Source organism: Corynebacterium sp. UMB8791, from assembly GCF_054166365.1.
The window spans coordinates 17,414-38,174 of record NZ_JBSZCG010000104.1; the positions used below are offsets into that span (position 1 = coordinate 17,414).

Below are 20,761 nucleotides of genomic sequence, written 5' to 3' on the forward strand. Positions count from 1 at the left end.
AGCCACAATGAGATTTACCCTCCTCGGAGCCGGAACCGGCATCATCACCACCCTTGCAGGCGCCAACCCCCTTTTCGCCCTCGCCTTCCTTGCCGTCGGTTACGGCATCGACAAGAACAAAAAGACAGCGTAACCATGCACCCCATCATTATCGATGAGCTGACAAGGGCGCGCCTATGGCACGTTCCGGAATGTGCCGAGCGCTGCGGCGTCACCCCTGCCACGTGGCGCGCCAGCCGCCCCGGCAGTCCCGTAAAGAACAGCCCACGAACAAAACAACATCACTCGTAGCACACTCGTATGTGCTGGTAGGATAGCGGTCTATTAGGTTCGAGTACCGGTGGGGATCCTGAAGGCTCTCTAAAAGTTGGTGATCACTATGTCCAATATTCTTGACGTCGGCCAGTATGTGACTGAGCTCATTCCCGGCGTTGACAAGATGAAGCTCTACAAAATCTGCTTCTTTTCCCAAGGCTGGCACCTTGCCTGGACCGGAATGCCATTATTTGAAGAAGAGCTGCAAGCTTGGGCAAAAGGACCCGTCCCCTATGACCTCCGCCGCAGTACAGAAAACGTTGCGCGTGGCTGGACCATTCCAGATGTTCCTGGAGGAGATTCTTCAACACTTTCGTCATTTGCCCGAGCAACGATTGAAAGCGTTGTGAACTTCTACGGCTCGCTGACATCCGCAGAGTTGTCAGACATGAGCCACGGTCGAGCTTGGCAAGAAGCACGCAGCAACGCAGTTGAGGGCGCACATTGTAACAGCGCTTTGAGCATGACCACGATGCGCGAAGAGTTCACGGAGTTGCTCCAGTCAGGACATTCTGTCCCAGACTCGCCTTCCCTGCCAGACGTGGATCACCTTCCTAGCTTCGATCATCTGCTTGCCACTGCACATGAAGTCGAAGCGGAATGGCACAACACCCTTTCACTCCTCGCGGACCGGTAATCAACGCAATTGTCTGACCACAGTGAAGCTTCCAGATTGCAGCTTTTAGCTCAAATGCTCGTGGAGTTGGCGTGCGCAGTGAATCAAGGCTGCGGGGATCGTGTAAACGCGAACGGAGAACCGGAGAGTTATCTTGGATTTACTGTGGACCGGGCTTCTTTGGAAAGTGCAGTTTACGCCCCGTTCCAGTTATTCAGCGGCCAGCCCCGGTACGCCTCGGTGTTTGATAGAGGAGCCGCGCTGACCGTTCATATAGCCAATAACCATCCGTTTGCCGATGGCAACAAGCGCACCGCACTTATCGTTGGGCTCACTTATCTGCGCTTGTTTTCGGTTCATGTCCGAGAGCCAGAGGGCAAGGGACCTGATTTAGCCGCAGGCGAAGAAGGCGCCCGACTGATGGAGTACATCGTTACACATGCCGCGGATTTGGATTCGGTCATCGCACACACCAGCCGCGCATTTCAACGATGGGCCGACATTGATGGTCTAGCGCGACGCTACCGACAAAAATAGCATTGCCCCCGATGTACCATGGCGCCATGTCCGTCTTAATGTCTTCCGCTCAGGCCCGCGAGTTGCTGGCCGCAGCGCATGAAACTGAGGAACGCACCCGGGAGAAACCGGCCGTTCCTTGGGGGTGGATCTTGTGCGCGGCGGTCTGCTTCGGGGCGAGCCTGCCGCTGATCTTTGTTCTCGACCAGTTTTGGCCGTTCCTCCTGTTTGTGCCATGTATCGGGTGCATCATTGTTATCGAGCGCCGCAGGTCAAACGGCGTGCGCTCAAGCATCCGACAGCCGGTCAAAGAGGACCCAAAAATGTCGTTTCTTCCCTTCGGCGTGTACTTCCTCTGCATATCGCTCTTGCAGGTCGCCCCGCTTCAGAACAAGGTGTTCTCGAGTCTGCTCGGCGCGTTCGCGACCGTCGTTTTCGTCGTTACGTACGCGAGGAGCTGGAGGAACAATGCCTGATATTTTGTTGCAACCCTCGTGCTTGAGCATCTGCGCCGCACTCTTTGCCGCCGAGGCCACCACCAGCGACGTCGGCGCCGCGGAGAACAAGGAGATGCACCCCAAGCGACTGCGCACCCTCACTCAGCTAGAGAGCGACGCCTACCTCACGGCCATCAACGCACTCAAAGAAGCCGGCTACGTGTCCCTCTTTACGGACCGCAAGGCGAACCCGGACAAGAACGTGGACTGGGTCTCTCTGACCGCTACCGGTGCCCGCGCATACCAGGACGGCGTGACCTCGCGCGCGACGACGTCTTCCGTCTCCTCCGCCTGCGGCGCGCCCAGGTTCAGGCGCAGCCCGGACTCCTCGACGGAGATATCGAACTGCTCGGGTAGCTCCGGAAGCTCCGGCAGGTCAGCATTGTCGGCCATCTACGCCTCCGGCAGCTGCGCCAGGCGCGCCGTCACACGTGCGAACTCTTCCTTCGCAACCTGCTGGCGCACCTTGATCTTCTCAACGACCTGCTCCGGCGCGTTCGCCAGGAACTGCTCATTGCCGAGCTGACGGCCAGTGGTATCGAGCTCCTTCTCCGCCGCCGCGAGTTCCTTCTCCAGGCGCTTGCGCTCGGCCGCAACGTCGACGGTGCCGGAGGTGTCCAGCGCCACGTCGAGCGTCGCCTGACTCAGGCGCATCTCAATGCTTGCCGACGCCGCAAAGTCCTCAGCAGGCGCCTCCACCCGCGCGATATCGCGGATAACGTTTTCCAGCCCAGCCAGGTCCGCCTTGGCAAAGTCAAGCTTCGCCGGCACCTTCTGGTTCGGCTTCACACCCTGGTCAGCGCGGAAGCGACGCAGCTCAGTAATCAGCTTGATCGCATCCTGGATCCTGCGGCGCGCCACATCATCCGTTTCGACGCCACCATTGGTGTCTTCCGCAGTCGGCCATGGTGCCTGCGTCACCGAAGGCTGCTGCGTCAACGCGGTCCACAGGACCTCGGTGATGAACGGCATCGTCGGGTGCAGCAGGCGCAGCACCACGTCGAGCACGCGGCCGAGCACGATCTGCGTGATGCGCCCCTGCGCGGTCTCGCCCTCGCGCGGAATCTGGGTCTTTGCGATCTCCAGGTACCAGTCACACAGCTCATCCCACGCGAAGTGGTAGAGATCCTCGTTCGCCTTCGCGAACTGGTAGTCGTCCAAGTAGGTGTCGACCTTCGCGCGGACTTCCTCCGCGCGGTCCAGGATCCAGCGGTCGGCGTCCGTCAGCTCCTCGCGGGCCGGCAGCGGACCAACCGCTGCGCCGTTCATCAGAGCGAAGCGGGTCGCGTTGTACAGCTTGGTGGCGAAGTTACGCGCGGACGTGGCGTTGTCCTCACCGATCGGCAAGTCCACGCCCGGGTTCGCGCCGCGCGCAAGGGCGAAGCGCAGCGCGTCAGCGCCGTAGCGCTCGACCCAATCCATCGGGTCGATGCCGTTGCCCAGGGACTTCGACATCTTGCGGCCCTTCTCGTCGCGCACCAGGCCGTGCAGGTACAGGTCCGTGAACGGGATGATCGGACGGCCGTCAACCCCCTCGCCGAGGATCTCCGGGGTGTTCTTTCCAGCAAAGGTGCCGAACATCATCATGCGCGCGACCCAGAAGAACAAAATGTCATACGCGGTAACCAGCACGGACGTCGGGTAGAACTTCTCCAGATCCGGCGTCTTTTCAGGCCAGCCGAGCGTCGAGAACGGCCACAGCGCAGAGGAGAACCAGGTATCCAACACGTCCGGGTCCTGGGTGTAGCCAGCCGGCGGCTCCTCGTCAGGGCCGACGCAGACCACTTCGTCATTCGGTCCGTACCAGATCGGGATGCGGTGGCCCCACCAGAGCTGGCGCGAAATCGTCCAGTCGTGCATGTTGTCCACCCAGTCGAAGTAGCGCTTCTCCATCGACGCCGGGTGAATCTTCGTATCGCCGTTGCGGATCGCATCGCCGGACATCTTCGCCAGCTCTTCAACCTTGACGAACCACTGCAGGCTCAGGCGTGGCTCAATCGGTTCACCGGAGCGCTCCGAGTGGCCCACCGAGTGCACGTACGGGCGCACCTCCTTGACGATGCGCCCCTGCTCCGCCAGCGCCTCGCGCACCGCCACGCGCGCCTCTTCGCGGCTCATACCGTCAAACTTGGTGCCGGTATCGGCGATGTGGCCGGTCTCGTCCATGATGATCGGCATGTCCAGGTTGTGACGCAAGCCCATCTCGTAGTCGTTCGGGTCGTGCGCAGGCGTGATCTTCACCGCGCCGGTGCCCAGTTCCATATCGACGTAATCGTCGGCAATCACCTGAATCTTCAGGTCATCGCGGAACGGGTGATCGAACTCCTGGCCAACCAGGTCCGTGTAGCGCTCGTCGTCCGGGTGGACGGCAATAGCGACGTCGCCAAGCATGGTCTCAACACGGGTCGTGGCAACGACCAGGTGCGGCTCGTCGTCGTTGAGCGAGCCGTAACGGATGGAGACGAACTCGCCCTCAACGTCCTTATAAACGACCTCAATGTCGGACACCGCGGTCTCCAGCACCGGCGACCAGTTCACCAGGCGGTAGTCGCGGTAGATCATGCCCGCGTCGTAGAGCTGCTTGAAGATTGTTTGCACTGCGCGCGAGAGGCCGTCGTCAAGCGTGAAGCGCTCGCGCGACCAGTCCACGGAGTCACCGATAGCCCGCATCTGCGTGGTGATGGTGCCGCCGTACTGGTGCTTCCACTCCCACACCTTGTCCACGAACTCTTCGCGGCCATAGTCGTAGCGGTCCTTGCCCTCCTCGGCCTTCAGCTTCGCCTCGACCTTCGTCTGCGTAGCGATGCCCGCGTGGTCCATACCCGGCAACCACAACACCTCGTAGCCCTGCATGCGCTTGCGGCGCACCATAACATCAATGAGCGTGTGGTCCAGGGCGTGGCCCATGTGCAGCTGCCCCGTCACATTCGGCGGGGGCAGCACCACAGAATAAGCAGGCTTGTCCGAGGAAGCGTCAGCGGTGAAGTATCCCTTCTCCACCCAGCCCTCGTACAAAGCCTGCTCGTGTTCGCCGGGCTCCCAAGACTTCGGGAGCGCATCGGCTCGGTTCTTGCCTACCAAATGTTCAGTCGCGTCAGTCACGGTTGACTATCTTAGCCATCAACCTCCGGTAGGCGCGACCGGTTAGAAAAGCTTGGAGGCAATCTCCCACTCGCCGCGCATCGCTTCGACGTTCTTGTCGATGCGCTCGCGCTGGAAGTCGCTGATCTCCAGCCCCTCGACGACCTCCCACTTGCCCTCGCGGCCGATCACCGGGAAGCCGAAAAGCAGCCCCTCCTCGACACCGTACTGGCCGGTGGAAGGCAGCGCTGCCGTCGTCCACTTGCCGTTGGTGCCGTTGACCCAGTCACGCATGTGGTCAACTGCCGCCGAAGCAGCCGAGGCCGCCGAGGACTTACCGCGAACCTCGATGATCTCACCGCCGCGCTTGGCAACGCGCGGGATGAACTCGTCGACGTACCAATCGCGGTCCAGCTTGTCGGCAATCTTCTCGCCGCCGACCTCAGCGAAGGTCACATCCGGGAACTGAGTATCCGAGTGGTTGCCCCACACCACCATCTTTTCAATTGTCGACGACGGCACCTCCAGCTTCTGGCCCAGCATGGACAGTGCACGATTCTGGTCCAGTCGCATCAAGGCATTGAAGCGCTCGGCAGGGACATCCGCCGCGGCCTTCGCAGCGATACGCGCGTTCGTATTCGCAGGGTTGCCCACGACGAGCACCCGGATATCGTCCGCAGCGCCAGCGTTGATGGCCTTGCCCTGCTCGACGAAGATCTTGCCGTTCGCGGTGAGCATGTCCGCGCGGGACTCGCCCTTACCGCGTGGCTTCGCGCCAACCAGGAACGCGGCGTTTGCGCCCTCGAATGCCTTGAACTGGTCATCGGAAACGTTGATACCAGTCACCAGTGGGAAGGCAGAGTCGTGCAGCTCCATCGCGGTACCCTCCGCCGCGCGGACAGCTGCCGGGATCTCTAGCAACGTCAGCTCGACCGGCTGATCCGCACCAAAGACGTCGCCGGAGGCAATACGCCACAGCAGGGAGTACGCAATGTTGCCTGCTGCGCCGGTGACAACGACTTTAACGGGAGTGGAAGAATGGTGTGACATAGAAAAACCTCGGGTCAATAGAGTGCGGTACCTGACATTCAAAGTATAGGTAGTACAACCGACACACTACCCCCGAAATCGTGCATACCCTCCCCCCTTTAGGCCTAAAAGGCATAGTAAGGCAAACAAATTCCCGTTTTACACGGTGCAAATTCTCAAATGGGGGCATCATAGAGAAAAGTAGATGTCACCAATGAGCCAACATTCACGCACGCGTAGTAATTCAGGAGCGGATACAACGATGGATTTCCCCACCGACCCCACCTCGGCGAGTATCAAAGCACCTGAACCAGATATCAACGCAGAAATCGACAGTGTTGTTGACATCGCCCTCGACATGTTCGCCCGCGGCGGCTTCTCCCAAACAAAGCTGGGTGCCATCGCAAAGGAAACCGGCATGTCGAAAAGGATGATCCATTACCACTTCAGCGACAAAAAGGGCCTCTACGCAAAAACGATCAGGCGCGCGCTCGACCGCCTGGCTCCACCCGAAGAGATCCTGCAGCGCTCCTACGCAGTCCCAGTTGATGGCATGCGCCGCTTCGTAGACAGCATGTTCCACTCCTTCCAGGACAACCCTGAGGCAGTTCAGCTGCTCATTCGTGAGCGGCTCGAGCCGGTCCTCGAGGACGCCTCGGCGGACATTGTGCACGGCCGCAGCGAGATCACGCTGCACGTCGAGCGCCTCCTGCTCGTGGGCCAAGACGCCGGCGCCTTCCGGCCGGGGATCTCCGCCGATGACGTACTCGCCCTGCTCACGGCGCTAAGCACGCTGCGGGTATCGGGCAACGCGGCGTCGATAATTACGAGCCACCTCGACCTCGACGAGCCGCGGAACGTCGAAGGGATGCGGCGCATGGTTATTGATACCGTGCTGGCGTTTTTGACGTCCAACATCGCGCCCTCGGGCTACGAAAGCTACCTCGAGGCCACTCCCCTGCCGGACAGCGAAGGCACCGGCGCCAGCGACGACCTCTACGACATCTACTAGCTGCGACTCGGCAGCCTTACGCCGAGCGCTGCCCTTCCGCTTCCACGAACTGCGGCTCTGCAGCGCCCCGCACCACGTCGCCGTTGATGACGACTTCGCTGACGTTCTCGCGGTCGGGCAGGTCGTACATGATGGGCACGAGCACTTCTTCCATGATGGCGCGCAGGCCACGGGCGCCAGTGTTGCGCTCGGCAGCGCGGTCCGCGATCTCCTCGAGGGCATCCTCGGTGAGCGTGAGCTGGGCGCCGTCCATCGAAAAGAGGCGACTGTACTGCTTTACCAGTGAGTTCTTCGGCTCGGTGAGTACGCGCACCATGGCGTCGCGGTCGAGGTTCTCCACGTTCGCGATGATCGGCAGGCGCCCAATGAACTCAGGGATGAGGCCGAACTTCACCAGGTCACCCGGCTGCACCTGCGCCAGCATGTTGGCTTCGTCGCGCTCCTGCTTCGAATCGATCTCCGCCCCGAATCCGATGCCCTTCTTGCCCACGCGCTCCGCAATCACCTTGTCCAAGCCCGCGAACGCACCGGCGACGATGAACAGGATGTTCGTCGTATCAATCTGGATGAACTCCTGGTTCGGGTGCTTGCGCCCGCCCTGCGGCGGCACGGACGCGACCGTGCCCTCCAGGATTTTCAGCAGTGCCTGCTGCACGCCTTCGCCGGACACGTCGCGGGTAATCGAGGGGTTCTCGGACTTGCGGGAGATCTTGTCTACCTCGTCGACGTAGATGATGCCGTGCTGCGCCCGATTAACGTCGAAGTCCGCGGCCTGCAGCAACTTCAGCAAGATGTTTTCGACGTCCTCTCCGACGTACCCCGCCTCGGTGAGACTGGTGGCGTCGGCAATTGCGAATGGCACGTTGAGCATCCTGGCAAGCGACTGCGCGAGGTACGTCTTGCCGGAGCCCGTCGGCCCCAGCAGCAAGATATTCGACTTCGCGATCTCCACTTCCTCATCACGCTTGCGGTTCGTTACATTCTCCGACTCCGCCCGGATGCGTTTGTAGTGGTTGTACACCGCCACCGCGAGCGTGCGCTTCGCCGAGTCCTGCCCGATGACGTACTGGTCCAAAAACTTGGTGATCTCACTTGGCTTCGGCAGCCGATCCGCAGCCTCATCCTGCTCAGCCTGCGCCCCGCCGAGTTCTTCCTCGATGATTTCGTTGCACAGCTCGATGCACTCATCACAGATGTAGACTCCGCCACCGGCAATGAGCTTGCGAACCTGCTTCTGCGTCTTGCCGCAAAAGGAGCACTTCAACAGGTTTGAGGTGTTTTGGGATGTTGCCATAGATGCGTTGGACTCCAGCTTCTTCGTCTCGCCTAAGGGTTGACCTTAGAGCTTAGCGGGTGCGTCAAACTCACACACTCTCGCACGTTGTCGCGCATTGTGGCGATCAAGGGCACAATGGAGCGCATGACGCATATACATACTGTGGAATACGGCAATAAAGACAACACCAGCACCGTGGTGCTGCTCTCCTCCATCGCGACGACGCACGAATCCTGGTCGAAGCAGATTCCTGAGCTGGCGAAGCACCACCGTGTCATCGCGGTCGATCATCGCGGGCACGGCGGCTCCGACGTCGCCCAGGTGGCTCCTGGCTCCGCAACCGTGAAGCTGCTTGCGCAGGATATCTTGAGCGCGCTCAACCGTGAGGGGGTCGACCGCTTCAGCGTTGTCGGCCTCTCCCTCGGCGGCGCCATTGCGCAGTATCTTGCGGCGTACAGCGGGCGCGTGGAGAAGGCTGTCTTCGCTTGCACCGCGACTTACCTCGGTGGCAATGAGCAGTGGGACGAGCGCACGCGCATCGCACGGGAGGAAGGCATGGGCCCCATCGCCGACATGCTCATTCCTAACTGGTTCACCCCAGCATTTATCGACGCCCACCCAGGGGAAGTCGAGCGCATCCACGACATGGTCAGCGCCATCGACCCCGAGGGCTACGCCCAAAACGGCGATGCCTTGGCAAAGTGGGACTTCGCTTCCCACCTGGATCAGATCACCTGCCCAGTGCTGACCATCGCGGCCACCGGCGACGCCGGTACCGGCCCGGACAAACTGGCCGAAATCGCCGACGGCGTCGCAGGCCCCGTGGAGTCTGTGGTCATTGAGCCGGGCTCGCACCAGGTGCCCATCGAGAACCCTGCTCCGTTCAATGAAGCGCTGCTGAAGTTTTTGGGCTAAGATTTGTCGGCTACGCTAGACGCAGAAGTCTGTCAGAAAGGATCCCCTAGTGATGAACACCCGGCCCAAACTTGTGCTTGCCGCACTCTTGACGTGCACGACGCTGTTGGCCGGGTGTAACTCGTCGCCGGAGGATCGTTTGGCGGAGCCTGAGATCTCGTTCCCGGCGAAGGAGACGTCGACAAGCCCGGCGCTGGACGATGATGACGAGGACGCGACCGAGACCGAGACGTCCACCTCGACAAAGACATCGACGAGTACCTCGAAGAAGAGCTCAAGCTCGTCTAGCTCCTCGAGTTCTTCGAAAAAGTCGAGCTCTTCTGCCTCCTCTAGCGATGATGACAGCGACGAGCCCGCGCCGGTACAGCCTGCCGAGCCCGCCCCACAGAACGGCGCGACGTGCGCGTGGCCGAAGCAGGGCCAGCAGTCAGCGAGCGACGAATACAGCACCTTCTGCGACGGCGACTGGGCCCGCACCGTGATGCCGAACGGCCAGGAGTACTTCTGGGCTTCCAACGGCAACTCTTGGGCATCCGTTGACCCCGTCGGCGAGCACGAAGGCAACGCTTGCTGGGACCGTAAGGACTTCACCTCCGCACCGGCCGCGGTGCGCGACGCGGTCCCGTACTGCCCTTAAGCCTGCAGCACCTCCGCTGGCTTCTTGACGACGACCGGCTTCGCGGCCGGCGCTCGCAGCCCTACCAGGGCGACCGCACTCAGCACGAACACGCCTGCTGCAACGATGTAGAGTCCACGTGGCCCCAGCCCGGCCTCGGCGAGGTAGCCGATGAGCAGTGGTCCGCAGACCGAACCAACTCGCCCCACAGCCAACGCCACTCCAACGCCGGTCGCCCGCAAGTGCGTCGGGTAGGACGCCGGAGTCACGGTGTACATGCCAGTAACGCACGCGTTCAGCAACATACCAACCAGTACGCCCAGCGGGAACGCCACCAACGACGCGCCCGCGGAGAAGATGAAGGCCACCAACGCGCCCGCGCCACCGATGGCGAAGGCGATGAGCAGCACGCGGGCGTCAACACGCGTGGTAATCACTCCGAAGATCAGCGAGCCGATCGTGCCGCCGAACGCGATCATGATGCCGCCGAAAATACCCTGCTGCGCGGACAGTCCCAGTTCATTGAGCAACTTGGGCGTCCAGGAATTAGCAAAAGCAAAACCAAAGCTGATCAGCGAAAATGCGATCCAGATCCGTACAGTCGTCGACAGCCATGCAGGGGAGACGATTGCGCGCAGGGCGCCCGAGGCGGAAGCCGGGGCGCTCGTCTGGGCCGGAACCACTGCTCCTCCGTGCCCAATGCGGCGTGCGATACGCTCAACGCGCGCAGCGTCACCACGGCTTGCGAGCACGTCCACCGACTCCGGCAGCAACGCCGTTGCAAGCACCAGCGCCACGGCAGACAGAGCCGCGCCCACGAAGAAGATCCAGTGCCAGCCGTGGCTCTCCACAACCTTGGACGCCAGCACGCCGCACAGCGTCGCTCCAACGCCGTACCCCGACGCGTAGACCGCCATCGCCAGCCCACGGAACCGGTCGTTAGAATACTCACTGACCAGCACCGTCACGCACGCGAGCACGCCGCCCACGCCCACACCAGTGACGAAGCGCCACGCGATAAACGCCGCGGTACTCCCCGCGAAGCCCGACAGGAGCAAGCCCACGGTGTCAATCAGCAGCGCCACAAGAATCACGTTTCGACGCCCCCATCGATCCCCCGCAGGCCCAAAGACCGCCGCGCCGACACCAACGCCGAGCAGCGCCGCCGACAGCACCCAACCCAGCAGGGACGAGCCGATCGCGAACTCCTCCGCCAGGTGCGGCGCCGCAAATGCGGTTGCGACGAGGTCATAGCCGTCAAGGGCGTTCAAATAGGTAATGACGGCAATGATCAGCCACTGGTACGGGCTCATCGGCCGAGTGTTAATGGAGGTTCTAATATCCACCGCGGTCTTTCCTTTATCTTCACGTGTCGTGTTTTCGCAGATGTGTGAAGAATGTACCGCACGGTCTGTCTATTCGCGCCCTTTTATTCACGCTTTGTCAAGCACACAAAAAGACGCCACCCGGTTACCCGTGGTGGCGTCGACAAGCGATCAGAAGTTAGCCGTTCAGCTTGCGGTAATCAAAGACCTGGTCGATGATGCCGTACTCGACAGCTTCCTGCGCGGTAAGGATCTTGTCGCGATCCGTATCAATACGGACCTGCTCCGCAGTGCGACCGGTGTGGTGCGCGAGTGTGTCCTCCATCAGGCGACGCATGCGCTCGATCTCATTGGCCTGGATCTCAAGGTCAGAAACCTGGCCCTGGGTACCCTGCGTCGCGGGCTGGTGGATCAGCACCCGCGAGTTCGGCAGCGCAGCGCGCTTCCCCGGCGCACCAGCGGCAAGGATGACCGCCGCAGCGGACGCAGCCTGGCCGAGGCACACCGTTTGCACGTCCGGGCGGACGTACTGCATCGTGTCGTAAATCGCCATCAGCGCGGTAAACGAGCCACCCGGCGAGTTGATGTACATCGTGATGTCGCGATCCGGGTCCTGGGACTCCAGCACCAGCAGCTGCGCCATGATGTCATTCGCGGAGGTGTCATCGACCTGGGTGCCCAGGAAGACGATGCGCTCCTCGAAAAGCTTGCCGTATGGGTCGATCTGCTTCGTGCCGAAGGAGGTCTCCTCCAAGAACTGCGGCAGCACGTAGCGGGAGGAAGGCATTTGGAAAGACATACGTAAATTCTCCTGTCTACTTAGTTGCTGATCGAGCCCTGAGCGCTCTCAATAACGTGGTCCACGATGCCGTACTCCATCGCCTCTTGGGCCGTGAACCAACGGTCACGGTCGGAATCCTTCGTAATCTGCTCGAAAGTCTGGCCGGTATGCTCAGCGATAAGCTGGGCCATCTCGCGCTTCGTCGCAGCGAACTGCTCAGCCTGAATAGCAATGTCGGCAGCAGTACCGCCAACGCCTGCGGACGGCTGGTGCATCATAATCCGAGCGTGCGGAAGCGCGTAACGCTTGCCCTTCGTGCCGCCAGAGAGCAGGAACTGCCCCATCGACGCCGCCAAGCCCATGCCGTACGTAGCAATATCGCACGGCGAGTACTTCATCGTGTCATAAATCGCCATGCCGGCAGTCACGGAACCACCCGGGGAGTTGATGTACAGCGAAATGTCGCGAGTTGGATCCTCCGCGGACAGCAGCAAGATCTGCGCGCACAGCTTGTTCGCAATTTCGTCGTCAACCTGCTGGCCCAGGAAAATAATGCGCTCGCGCAGCAGGCGCTCATAGACAGAATCACCCAAGTTCATGCCCTGCGATGGGGATGTCATAAAAATGGCTCCTTCGTGGTTCAAACTCTTTTATGTAGCGTCAACAATGCCACCACCCTACTCCGATAGTCCACTTTGCACGGGGTTGTTCGCTGATGGCGTACACGTACGTTGTGAACCCGTAGTGAATGGCGAAACGCCCCGGCGTAGGCGCAACGCGTGCGCATCGCCGGGGCGTTTCAACTCAAGATTTAGTCTTCGGAAGCCTCTGCTTCTTCCTCTTCAACCTCACCGAAGTAATCGTTCGGGTCGACGGTCTCGCCCTTGTCGTCCTTCACGGACACGCGGCAGATCGCGGTAGCGAGTGCCTTGCCGCGGCGGACGTCTGCGAAGAGGTTACCGATCTGGCCTGCCTGCTGCAGCTGCGCCACGAACTGATTCGGGTCCATGCCGTAGGACTGCGCGGTGAACAGGATGTGGTCGGTCATCTCCTGCTGGGAAACCTCAGGCTCCTCCTGGTCAGCAACAGCGTCCAGGAACAGCTGGGTACGGACAGCGGACTCAGCCTGCTCGTGGTTCTTCTTGTCGAACTCCTCGCGGGTCATGCCCTGTGCCTCGAGGAACTGTGCGACAGCAGCCTCGTCGTGTGCCAGCTGGCCGAGCATCTGGTGGAGCATGTTGTGCTCCTGCTCCTCGACGATGGACTTCGGAAGCTCGAACTTCGTCTCCTCGAGCGCTGCCTTCAGTACCTCGTCGCGGATGTCAGCTGCCTGCTGGGTCTTCTTGTCCTCAGCGAGCTGCTCCTTGGTGGATTCGCGCAACTCCTCAGCGGTGTCGAACTCGGAGGCCATCTGAGCGAACTCGTCGTCAAAGTCAGGAAGCTTGCGCTCCTTCGACTGCTGGACGTGCACCTTGATGGTGGCTTCCTTGCCCTTGTGCTCGCCGAACTCGATCGTCGCTGTGAACTCGTTGTCCTCGCCGGTCTTCATGCCGCGCAGCGCGGTGTCGAGGCCCTTGATCAGGTCGTCCGAGCCGATCTGGTAGGTCAGGCCCTCAGTGGAAGCCTCCTCAACCTTCTCGCCGTCAACCTCAGCGTGCAGGTCGATGACTGCGAAGTCGTCGGTCTTCATCTTGCGCTTGGTGTCCTTGAGCTCGCCGAAGCGCTCGCGGAGCTGGTCGATCTCCTTGTCGACGTCCTCGTCGCTGACCTCGAGGGCCGGAACAGTGACGTCAATCTTGGAGAAGTCAGGGACAGTAATCTCTGGGCGAACGTCGACCTCAGCGGTAAACTCGACGACGTCGTTGTCCTCGATCTTGGTGATGTTGATCTCTGGCTGACCGATCGGGTTCAGGCCATTTTCCAGGACAGCCTTCTCGTAGCGGGTTGGCAGCATGTCGTTGACAACCTGCTCCAGGATCGGGCCACGGCCGAAGCGGGCGTCGATCAGCTGGCGAGGAGCCTTACCGCGACGGAAGCCAGGAATGTTGACCTGCTGCGCAATTGACTTGTACGCCTGGTCGATTTCCTTGCCGAGCTCATCGAAAGGAACGCTGACGTCCAACTTGACACGAGTCTCACTGAGCTTGTCGACGGAAGTCTTCACGGATTACTCCTGTAATTAATCGGGTAAATTGTACGGATATGTAAACAAGCCCGCTATTTCTAGCGGGCTTGTTGATGTCGGGGCGACAGGATTTGAACCTGCGACCCCCTGCTCCCAAAGCAGGTGCGCTACCAAACTGCGCCACGCCCCGCGAATGATTGCTCATTGCGACGTTGGCAACTATAACCATGCCCCAGAGCAATACGCAAATCCACAGGACAGCACGTCTTTTGAAGCCGAACGGGCACGCAAACAAAAACGCGGCTACACATCCTGTGTAACCGCGTCCTTTTTACTACTTGGAGGGAATGACGGGAATCGAACCCGCGTCTTCAGCTTGGAAGGCTGAGGTATTAGCCACTATACGACATTCCCACTTCACCAAAAGGTGATGGGCGCAAGTGTAACCCACCGCCCACTTTGAGACAAAACCACCCGCTTAGCGTGGAACTTTCTCCCGACCACGTGCGTTGCACGTTGTAAGTACTGATAATTTGTGGCCGATCCCGAAGGAGCTTTCCCTCACTATGAACCTCATTTTGATCCTCGCTATCGTTGGCGCCGCGGTGTACCTGATAAAGAGCCGCCAGAATGGCGCGACCAACCAGCGCGAACAGCTCCAGCTCGAGGACGCGATTGCGGACGCACGCCGCTGGACAGAGCGACTTGGCTCCCAAGTCCTTACTATTTCCGGTACCGACGCCGCTTCGACCCAGGCGATCGCCGACGCCTCTGAACGCTACAACGCAGCAAGTGGCGCGCTGGGCCAGGCGACCACACCGAAGCAGGCTATGCTCGCTCGCGAATCTGCCCTGGAAGGGCTGCACTATGTCAACGCAGCGCGCGAGATTATGGGGCTGCCTGCCGGTCCTGACCTTCCGGAACTGGAAGGCCAGCGTCGCGCGGGCCGGGTGACCGAGGAGCGAACGATCCGCCAGGAAGACGGCACCACCGTCACCGCATCCCCGTACGCTTCTGAGCGCACCCCGAACTACTACCCTGGCGGCGTTGTCGCCGGCCGCCCAGTACCGGCCGGCTGGTACTCCACCGCCTGGTGGGCTCCAGCGATGATGACTGGCATGTGGGCTGCAAGTTCGATGATGTTCTACTCCGCGATGTTCGCAGGTATGGCCGGCACACCATCGCCTGAGGCCTTCGCAGCGGGTGACTTCGGGGACGCCGGCGCAGGCGACTTCGGCGATATGGGAGATGCTGGAGACATCGGTGATGCCGGGGAGATGGGCGATATGGGCGACGTCGGCGGCGAGGGCCTGTTCGGTGACGGCGGCCTCTTTGGGGATGGCGGTGGCTTCGACTTCGGGGGATTTGACTTTTAGTCCAGGCCAGTGCGCTAGAATGCCTACCGTTTAGCACCCCACCGCTGAAGGAGCGTTTCGTGAACATTGCAGTGTTGCTCAAGGAAGTCCCGGATACGTACGGCGACCGCGACCTGAATCTGGAAACCGGCCTGACCGATCGCTCCGGTGATGTCGTCGCTGACGAGGTCTGCGAACGCGCCGTCGAAGCCGCGATGCGGCTGAAAGAGGCCCGCGGCGACGAGGAAACCATCATCGACCTCATTACGGTAGGGCCAGAAACAGCGCATGCCAGCGTGCGCAAGGGCATCGCGATGGGCGCGGATGATGCCTACATCATTGCCGACGACGCCCTCCTCGGCGCGGACGTGACACTGACGGCAGAAGTGCTCGCGGCGGCGCTGCGCAACAAGGACTACGACCTGGTTGTGCTCGGTACCGCGTCCTCTGACGGCGGTGGCGGCGTCATGGCTGGACTGCTCGCAGAGATGCTCGGCTGGCCCGCCATCGCCAACGCGACCGAGGTCACGCTCAGCAACGACACGGTGACCGCGACGCAGGTCAGCGATCACGCCACGCTCACCCTCGAGGCGCAACTCCCGGCGCTGGTCGCGGTCTCGGACGAGTACCCTGATGCCCGCTTCCCAAACTTCAAGGGTCTGATGGCGGCAAAGAAGAAGGAACTGCACACGCTGACGCTGGCGGAGCTCGGTGTCGACGCGGAGGATTTCGCACGGCCGCGGGCGATCATGGTGGACGTCGAAAAGCGTCCTGCGCGTGAGCGTGGCGAGATCATTGACTACGGCCCGAACGCTGTGGGCCAGCTGGTCGACTTCCTTGCAGAGAAGCACTACATCTAACCCGCCGAACGAAGGATACTGACATGGCAACCTCCCCCCGCACAGTTTTGGTCGTGCTCGATGCGACGCACGACGACCAGCTCGACTCCACCGCCGCCGAACTCATCGGCGCAGCCGCGCCTCTGGGTACCCCGGTGGTGCTGACCACCAACCCTGCACACACCGAAGCGCTCGGCGAGCTCGGCGCAGCCGTGGTGCTGACCACTAACGTTGACGCGCAGCAGCAGGCAGTCCCACTTGTCGACGCCGCCGAGGCCGCGTTCAACGCCATCGACCCGGCAGCCGTGATCCTCGCCCACTCCGTCCGCGGCCGCGACGTCGCGTCGCGCCTGGCCGTGCGCAAGGGCAAGGCCCTGCTCACCGACGCGATTGATGTCCGCCGAGACGACCAGGGCATTGTAACGGACCACGAGAACTACGGCGGCGCCTACACCGCAACCGCTGCAGCGACCCACTCGGCGCCAATTATTACGGTGCGCATCGGCGCGATCGATCGCCGTGCGGACGCCACCGCGCCCGAGGTTCACGAGTTGGACGTCACTGCCTCCGGGACGCGCGCCGCGACGGTGACTTCGGTGACACCGGTGGTGCGCACCTCGACGCGCCCGGAGCTGCTCACCGCAGATCGCGTGGTTGCAGGAGGCGTTGCTTTGGGTGACGCGGACATGTTCGAGCAGCTCGTGGGCGGGCTTGCCGACGAGCTCGGCGCCGCAGTCGGCGCGACCCGCTCCGCTGCGGACGAGGACCAAATCAGCCACGACGCCCAGATTGGGCAGACCGGCATCGTGGTCAGCCCGAAGCTCTACATCGGCATCGGCATTTCCGGCGCTGTGCAGCACCTCGTGGGCATGCAGACAGCCGACACCATCATCGCGATCAACAACGATGAGGACGCTCCGCTGTTCGATATCGCGGACTTCGGCATCATTGGCGATCTCTTCGACGTGGTGCCGGAACTCATCGAGCAGATCGCAGCTCGCCGCGGCACGGAGGCGTCCGAGTAATGCAGGTGCACCTTCGTCGTGGCCTGCCCCGTGTAGCGAGCGGCCAGCCGTGGCCACCAGTTGATGAGGTCGCGCTCGAACCCGACCCGGCCGTGAGCGGCGATCTGGTCGGAGCTCAAGCGGCTCCGGCCCCAGCGCAACCCGAAGGCGTATCGACGCCCCTCCGTCGCGGCCTGCCTCGTACCCCGAGCGGCCAGCCATGGCCTCCTACCGACTCGGTCGCAGTCGCTACGGACCCTGCCGTGCAGCAGGTGTTCCCAGCGGCTGCGGAGCAACCAGCTGGCCCGCTCACCACGGTCGCCGTGCGTCAGGGCCTTCCGCGTACTGCCGGGGCTGGCCCGTTCCCGCCTGTCGCCAGTGTCGACGTCCCAGAGGACCCAGCTGTGGCGGTTCCTCCGCTCTACGGCGCAGCGGCGAAGGCTGCAGAACAGGCACCGGAACTGGTACCGGTACCAGCAGTCGAGTCCACGCCGCAGCTAGCACAGCCCGAGCGGCCGGAGCCGGCGGCACAGCCCGTGCCTGCGCCGACTCAAACTCCATCGCGTCGCTGGTGGGCGATTGGTGGCGCGGCCCTGCTCGCTGCGTTCGTAGTCGCGGTCCTGGTGGCGCGCTGGTTCGTCGGCACCCCGACGGGCAGCAGCTTCATCGAGCGCTACACCGGCCAGCAGCCGCTGCCCGAAGGCGCACCTGTCGGGCTGCCGGCATGGTTGGGGTGGTCGCACTTCTTCAACATGCTGCTTATGGCGCTCATCATCAAGACTGGTATAACCGTGCGCCACGAGCGCAAACCCGAAGCCTATTGGGCGCCGCGCACAAACCCCAAGAAGAAGATTTCTCTTACCCTGTGGCTGCACCTCACCATTGACGTGCTCTGGGTGGCACTCGGTGTGGCGTTCTACATCGTGCTGTTCGCCACCGGTCAGTGGATGCGCATTGTGCCCACGAGCTGGGAGGTCATCCCGCAAGCGGTCTCCGCGGGGATCCAGTACCTCAGCCTGGACTGGCCGACGGAAAACCCGTGGGTGCACTACAACGCGCTGCAAGAGCTGTCGTACTTCGCGGTGGTGTTCCTCGCCGCGCCGCTGGCGATCCTCTCCGGCGCTCGCATGAGCGAGTGGTGGCCGAAGTCCTGGACTTTCTTCTCGCTGAAGGCTGCACGCTCCATTCACTTCCCCACCATGCTGTTCTTCGTCCTGTTCACCGTGGTGCACGTCTTCCTGGTGCTCACCACGGGTCTGCGCAGGAACATGAACGCGATGTTCGCTGCCTCCGGCGACGTCGACCCAGACGTGTACGGCACGAGCTGGACTGGCGTCATCCTGTTCCTCGTTGCGGCAGCCGTGATCGCGGTGGTGTGCAGGCTGGCTCGCCCCGCGCTGGTAGCCCCGGTGGCGCAAGCGACTGGCAAGGTGACAAGCCGCTAAAGTAAAGCGCATGGTACCCATGTTTGCGCTTCACGACGGCACATCAATCCCTCAACTCGGCTACGGCCTCCACCGCGTAGATCCGCAGGAGGCCGAGCGGTTGGTCAGCGAAGCGCTGGAGGCAGGCTACAGGCACTTCGACACCGCCCACATTTATGGGAACGAAGAGGGCGTCGGCAAGGCAATCGCGAAGTCGGGGATCCCGCGCGAGGAGCTGTACATCACCACGAAGCTGTGGAACAACCGCCACCACGATGCCCCGGCGGCGCTCGAGGAGTCGCTAGAGAAACTCGGTCTTGACCACGTGGACCTCTACCTCATTCACTGGCCGCTGCCCGGACAGGGCGCATACGTGGATGCGTGGAAATCCCTCATTGGACTCCGCGAGGCTAAACTCACCACCTCCATCGGCGTCTCAAACTTCCTGCCAGAGCACATTGAGCAGATTGAGATGCACACCGACGTCACCCCCGTGGTCAACCAGGTTGAGCTGCATCCGCTGTTCCAGAACTGGAAAGAGCTCGACGCGATGCGTGTGCACAATATCGCCATCGAGGGCTGGGCTCCGCTCGGTGGCGGCGCCTACGACCTCACGGACTTCCCCGAAATTACCGACGCCGCCGAGGCACACGGCAAAACGCCAGCGCAGGTGGTTCTACGCTGGCATCTGCAGAACGACGTGATCGTGTTCCCCAAGACCACATCCGCGGAGCGGATGCGTGAAAACATGGACATTTTCGACTTCACGCTCAGCCCCGAAGAAATGTCCGCCATCGTCGCGCTCGACGAGGAGGAGTTCGGGCGCCACGGCCCGCACCCCGCGGACTACGAAGAACTGGGCTAGATAGCCGGGGCTTCGCCCGTCTCCTCGTACTTGGACAGGATGCCGATGCGGCGCTGGTGGCGCTCCTCGTTGCTCCACTCCTGACCAATGAACGCGTCGACGATCTTCAGCGCTTCTTCCTCGGTGTGCATGCGCCCACCGATACCGATGAGCTGCGCGTTGTTGTGCTCGCGTGCCAGGCGCGCGGTCTCCTCAGACCACGCCAAGGCGCAGCGAGCGCCCTTCACCTTGTTCGCGGCGATCTGCTCACCATTGCCAGAGCCGCCCAACACGATGCCGAGGGAGCCTTCGTCCGCTACCGTCCGCTCAGCTGCGGCGATGCAAAACGCCGGGTAGTCGTCGAGGGCGTCATACTCGTGCGCACCACAGTCGATGACTTCGTGGCCCTGCTCCTCCAGGTGGGCCTTAATCTGATTCTTTCGTTCGAAACCGGCATGATCTGCCCCAAGGTAAATACGCATGCGCTCTACCCTACCTTCCTGCTAGCTCACCTGCGGCGGTTCCGTGCGGGAACGCTTCAGTTCGAAGAAGTAGGGGTATTCGCTCAGTGCCAGGGAGGCGTCGAAAAGCTTGCCTGCCTCCTCACCGGTTGGGACGCGGGTGATGACCGGCCCAAAGAATGCGGTGTCTCCGAGCTTGACCACCGGGGTGCCCACCTCGTCACCGACGGCGTCCATCGCACCCTGGTGGTAGGTGCCCAGCAGCTCCTCCATCTCGTTCGTGTTGGCGACGTCGGCGTAGCTGGCGTCGAGACCTACCTCTTCGAGTGCTGCCGCGATGATCTCGTCGTAGGCGCCGTAGCCCTTCTTTCCGCCCTGCTCCCCGGCGTGAATGGCGGTGCCCATCGCGGTGTAGAGCGCGTCGATCTTCTCTGGGTGGTCGCGCTTCACCGCTGCGAACACGCGCGCGGGACCCCAGTTGGCCTCCATCATCTTGGCGTAGTCGGCGGGGATGTCGCGGCCGTCGTTAAGAATGGACAGTGACATCGGCACCCACTCGACCGTGATGTCACGGACCTTTTCTACTTCCTTCATCCAGCGCGAAGTGAGCCAGCAAAATGGGCAGCTTACGTCGAACCAAAAGGTAACTGGTGCAGTCACAGAATCATTCCTCCATTCGTTCCGGAAATTATGCAGCCACCATAGCGAAAAACACACAGGTACGGCGAGT

General features: G+C 61.8%; 22 protein-coding genes and 2 tRNA genes. 12 read left to right on the top strand and 12 right to left on the bottom strand.

Features of this window, described 5'->3' with window-relative positions; all coding sequences use genetic code 11:
* The first annotated feature begins 7 nt into the window (after positions 1-7).
* The 4 genes from ACXIUA_RS04025 (at position 8) to ACXIUA_RS04040 (ending at position 1,923) form a co-directional block, all read left to right on the top strand.
* Entirely contained in the window at positions 8-133 is a 126-nt protein-coding gene (locus ACXIUA_RS04025; protein ID WP_457976191.1) for a hypothetical protein, read from the top strand.
* Positions 134-379: 246 nt separating this feature from the next.
* Positions 380-952, top strand: coding sequence for a Panacea domain-containing protein (locus ACXIUA_RS04030; RefSeq protein WP_457976192.1), 573 nt, complete (start codon positions 380-382; stop codon positions 950-952).
* 78 nt (positions 953-1,030) lie between these two features.
* Positions 1,031-1,468 (top strand): type II toxin-antitoxin system death-on-curing family toxin, encoded by a 438-nt coding sequence (locus ACXIUA_RS04035; protein ID WP_205634841.1) that lies wholly within the window; start codon positions 1,031-1,033, stop codon positions 1,466-1,468.
* Between the two features lie 26 nt (positions 1,469-1,494).
* Positions 1,495-1,923: a hypothetical protein gene (locus tag ACXIUA_RS04040; protein WP_457976193.1), complete on the top strand. Its 429-nt coding sequence runs from the start codon at positions 1,495-1,497 to the stop codon at positions 1,921-1,923.
* 177 nt (positions 1,924-2,100) lie between these two features.
* On the opposite strand, the gene ACXIUA_RS04045 is transcribed toward ACXIUA_RS04040, so the two are convergent.
* From ACXIUA_RS04045 to ACXIUA_RS04055, 3 genes are read right to left on the bottom strand one after another with little or no spacing between them, the layout of a single operon-like run.
* Entirely contained in the window at positions 2,101-2,337 is a 237-nt protein-coding gene (locus ACXIUA_RS04045; RefSeq protein WP_457976194.1) for a hypothetical protein, read from the bottom strand.
* On the bottom strand, positions 2,338-5,046 hold the full coding sequence (locus ACXIUA_RS04050; protein WP_457976195.1) for a valine--tRNA ligase: 2,709 nt from the start codon (positions 5,044-5,046) through the stop codon (positions 2,338-2,340).
* 42 nt (positions 5,047-5,088) lie between these two features.
* Positions 5,089-6,075 carry a malate dehydrogenase gene (locus tag ACXIUA_RS04055; RefSeq protein WP_457976196.1) on the bottom strand — a complete coding sequence of 329 codons (987 nt, stop codon included), beginning with the start codon at positions 6,073-6,075 and terminating at the stop codon, positions 5,089-5,091.
* 241 nt (positions 6,076-6,316) lie between these two features.
* Between ACXIUA_RS04055 and ACXIUA_RS04060 the strand changes: the two genes are divergently transcribed.
* Positions 6,317-7,066, top strand: a complete 750-nt coding sequence (locus ACXIUA_RS04060) for a TetR family transcriptional regulator (protein ID WP_071573556.1) — start codon at positions 6,317-6,319, stop codon at positions 7,064-7,066.
* Between the two features lie 16 nt (positions 7,067-7,082).
* Here the strand turns inward: ACXIUA_RS04060 and clpX are convergent, their stop codons facing one another.
* The gene (gene clpX, locus ACXIUA_RS04065) at positions 7,083-8,360 is read right to left on the bottom strand and encodes an ATP-dependent Clp protease ATP-binding subunit ClpX (RefSeq protein ID WP_070362031.1); all 1,278 of its coding nucleotides are present in this window, start codon (positions 8,358-8,360) and stop codon (positions 7,083-7,085) included.
* 126 nt (positions 8,361-8,486) lie between these two features.
* Between clpX and ACXIUA_RS04070 the strand changes: the two genes are divergently transcribed.
* Positions 8,487-9,257, top strand: coding sequence for an alpha/beta fold hydrolase (locus ACXIUA_RS04070; RefSeq protein WP_256000907.1), 771 nt, complete (start codon positions 8,487-8,489; stop codon positions 9,255-9,257).
* A gap of 49 nt (positions 9,258-9,306) precedes the next feature.
* A complete protein-coding gene (locus ACXIUA_RS04075; RefSeq protein WP_256007946.1) occupies positions 9,307-9,894 on the top strand; it encodes a hypothetical protein in 588 nt (195 codons plus the stop codon).
* On the opposite strand, the gene ACXIUA_RS04080 is transcribed toward ACXIUA_RS04075, so the two are convergent.
* From ACXIUA_RS04080 to ACXIUA_RS04105, 6 genes are all read right to left on the bottom strand, one after another.
* Positions 9,891-11,219 (bottom strand): MFS transporter, encoded by a 1,329-nt coding sequence (locus tag ACXIUA_RS04080; RefSeq protein WP_256007945.1) that lies wholly within the window; start codon positions 11,217-11,219, stop codon positions 9,891-9,893. The genes ACXIUA_RS04075 and ACXIUA_RS04080 overlap by 4 nt on opposite strands.
* Positions 11,220-11,376: 157 nt before the next feature.
* Positions 11,377-11,997 (bottom strand): ATP-dependent Clp protease proteolytic subunit, encoded by a 621-nt coding sequence (locus tag ACXIUA_RS04085; protein WP_070362028.1) that lies wholly within the window; start codon positions 11,995-11,997, stop codon positions 11,377-11,379.
* Positions 11,998-12,017: 20 nt separating this feature from the next.
* Positions 12,018-12,599: an ATP-dependent Clp protease proteolytic subunit gene (locus tag ACXIUA_RS04090; RefSeq protein ID WP_070362027.1), complete on the bottom strand. Its 582-nt coding sequence runs from the start codon at positions 12,597-12,599 to the stop codon at positions 12,018-12,020.
* Between the two features lie 191 nt (positions 12,600-12,790).
* Positions 12,791-14,143, bottom strand: a complete 1,353-nt coding sequence (gene tig, locus ACXIUA_RS04095) for a trigger factor (RefSeq protein WP_070362026.1) — start codon at positions 14,141-14,143, stop codon at positions 12,791-12,793.
* 77 nt (positions 14,144-14,220) lie between these two features.
* Positions 14,221-14,294, bottom strand: a tRNA-Pro gene (locus tag ACXIUA_RS04100).
* Positions 14,295-14,443: 149 nt separating this feature from the next.
* A tRNA-Gly gene (locus tag ACXIUA_RS04105) sits at positions 14,444-14,518 on the bottom strand.
* Between the two features lie 152 nt (positions 14,519-14,670).
* Between ACXIUA_RS04105 and ACXIUA_RS04110 the strand changes: the two genes are divergently transcribed.
* The 5 genes from ACXIUA_RS04110 to ACXIUA_RS04130 are packed head-to-tail and all read left to right on the top strand — an operon-like array spanning position 14,671 to position 19,591.
* A complete protein-coding gene (locus tag ACXIUA_RS04110; protein WP_256007943.1) occupies positions 14,671-15,480 on the top strand; it encodes a DUF1542 domain-containing protein in 810 nt (269 codons plus the stop codon).
* A gap of 59 nt (positions 15,481-15,539) precedes the next feature.
* Positions 15,540-16,319, top strand: a complete 780-nt coding sequence (locus ACXIUA_RS04115; protein ID WP_256007942.1) for an electron transfer flavoprotein subunit beta/FixA family protein — start codon at positions 15,540-15,542, stop codon at positions 16,317-16,319.
* Between the two features lie 23 nt (positions 16,320-16,342).
* The gene (locus ACXIUA_RS04120) at positions 16,343-17,323 is read left to right on the top strand and encodes an electron transfer flavoprotein subunit alpha/FixB family protein (protein ID WP_256000901.1); all 981 of its coding nucleotides are present in this window, start codon (positions 16,343-16,345) and stop codon (positions 17,321-17,323) included.
* Positions 17,323-18,747, top strand: a complete 1,425-nt coding sequence (locus tag ACXIUA_RS04125) for a cytochrome b/b6 domain-containing protein (protein ID WP_256007941.1) — start codon at positions 17,323-17,325, stop codon at positions 18,745-18,747. Before ACXIUA_RS04120 ends, ACXIUA_RS04125 begins: the two co-directional genes overlap by 1 nt.
* Positions 18,748-18,757: 10 nt before the next feature.
* Positions 18,758-19,591 (top strand): aldo/keto reductase, encoded by an 834-nt coding sequence (locus ACXIUA_RS04130; RefSeq protein WP_070362022.1) that lies wholly within the window; start codon positions 18,758-18,760, stop codon positions 19,589-19,591.
* Here ACXIUA_RS04130 and ACXIUA_RS04135 read toward each other — a convergent pair.
* Together ACXIUA_RS04135 and ACXIUA_RS04140 are read right to left on the bottom strand one after the other, a co-directional pair.
* On the bottom strand, positions 19,588-20,052 hold the full coding sequence (locus tag ACXIUA_RS04135; protein WP_256007940.1) for a ribose-5-phosphate isomerase: 465 nt from the start codon (positions 20,050-20,052) through the stop codon (positions 19,588-19,590). The genes ACXIUA_RS04130 and ACXIUA_RS04135 overlap by 4 nt on opposite strands.
* 21 nt (positions 20,053-20,073) lie before the next feature.
* Complete coding sequence (locus tag ACXIUA_RS04140) at positions 20,074-20,691, bottom strand: mycothiol-dependent nitroreductase Rv2466c family protein (RefSeq protein WP_071567647.1); 618 nt, start codon at positions 20,689-20,691, stop codon at positions 20,074-20,076.
* Between the last annotated feature and the right edge of the window lie 70 nt (positions 20,692-20,761).

What these genes read in the sequence shown, in the direction of transcription:
- ACXIUA_RS04025 (WP_457976191.1), top strand. Translation starts at nt 8, where the DNA reads ATGAGATTTACCCTCCTCGGAGCCGGAACCGGCATCATCACCACCCTT.
- ACXIUA_RS04030 (WP_457976192.1), top strand. Translation starts at nt 380, where the DNA reads ATGTCCAATATTCTTGACGTCGGCCAGTATGTGACTGAGCTCATTCCC.
- ACXIUA_RS04040 (WP_457976193.1), top strand. Translation starts at nt 1,495, where the DNA reads ATGTCCGTCTTAATGTCTTCCGCTCAGGCCCGCGAGTTGCTGGCCGCA.
- ACXIUA_RS04045 (WP_457976194.1), bottom strand. Translation starts at nt 2,337, where the DNA reads ATGGCCGACAATGCTGACCTGCCGGAGCTTCCGGAGCTACCCGAGCAG.
- ACXIUA_RS04055 (WP_457976196.1), bottom strand. Translation starts at nt 6,075, where the DNA reads ATGTCACACCATTCTTCCACTCCCGTTAAAGTCGTTGTCACCGGCGCA.
- ACXIUA_RS04060 (WP_071573556.1), top strand. Translation starts at nt 6,317, where the DNA reads ATGGATTTCCCCACCGACCCCACCTCGGCGAGTATCAAAGCACCTGAA.
- clpX (WP_070362031.1), bottom strand. Translation starts at nt 8,360, where the DNA reads ATGGCAACATCCCAAAACACCTCAAACCTGTTGAAGTGCTCCTTTTGC.
- ACXIUA_RS04070 (WP_256000907.1), top strand. Translation starts at nt 8,487, where the DNA reads ATGACGCATATACATACTGTGGAATACGGCAATAAAGACAACACCAGC.
- ACXIUA_RS04085 (WP_070362028.1), bottom strand. Translation starts at nt 11,997, where the DNA reads ATGTCTTTCCAAATGCCTTCCTCCCGCTACGTGCTGCCGCAGTTCTTG.
- ACXIUA_RS04090 (WP_070362027.1), bottom strand. Translation starts at nt 12,599, where the DNA reads ATGACATCCCCATCGCAGGGCATGAACTTGGGTGATTCTGTCTATGAG.
- ACXIUA_RS04110 (WP_256007943.1), top strand. Translation starts at nt 14,671, where the DNA reads ATGAACCTCATTTTGATCCTCGCTATCGTTGGCGCCGCGGTGTACCTG.
- ACXIUA_RS04120 (WP_256000901.1), top strand. Translation starts at nt 16,343, where the DNA reads ATGGCAACCTCCCCCCGCACAGTTTTGGTCGTGCTCGATGCGACGCAC.
- ACXIUA_RS04125 (WP_256007941.1), top strand. Translation starts at nt 17,323, where the DNA reads ATGCAGGTGCACCTTCGTCGTGGCCTGCCCCGTGTAGCGAGCGGCCAG.
- ACXIUA_RS04130 (WP_070362022.1), top strand. Translation starts at nt 18,758, where the DNA reads ATGGTACCCATGTTTGCGCTTCACGACGGCACATCAATCCCTCAACTC.
- ACXIUA_RS04135 (WP_256007940.1), bottom strand. Translation starts at nt 20,052, where the DNA reads ATGCGTATTTACCTTGGGGCAGATCATGCCGGTTTCGAACGAAAGAAT.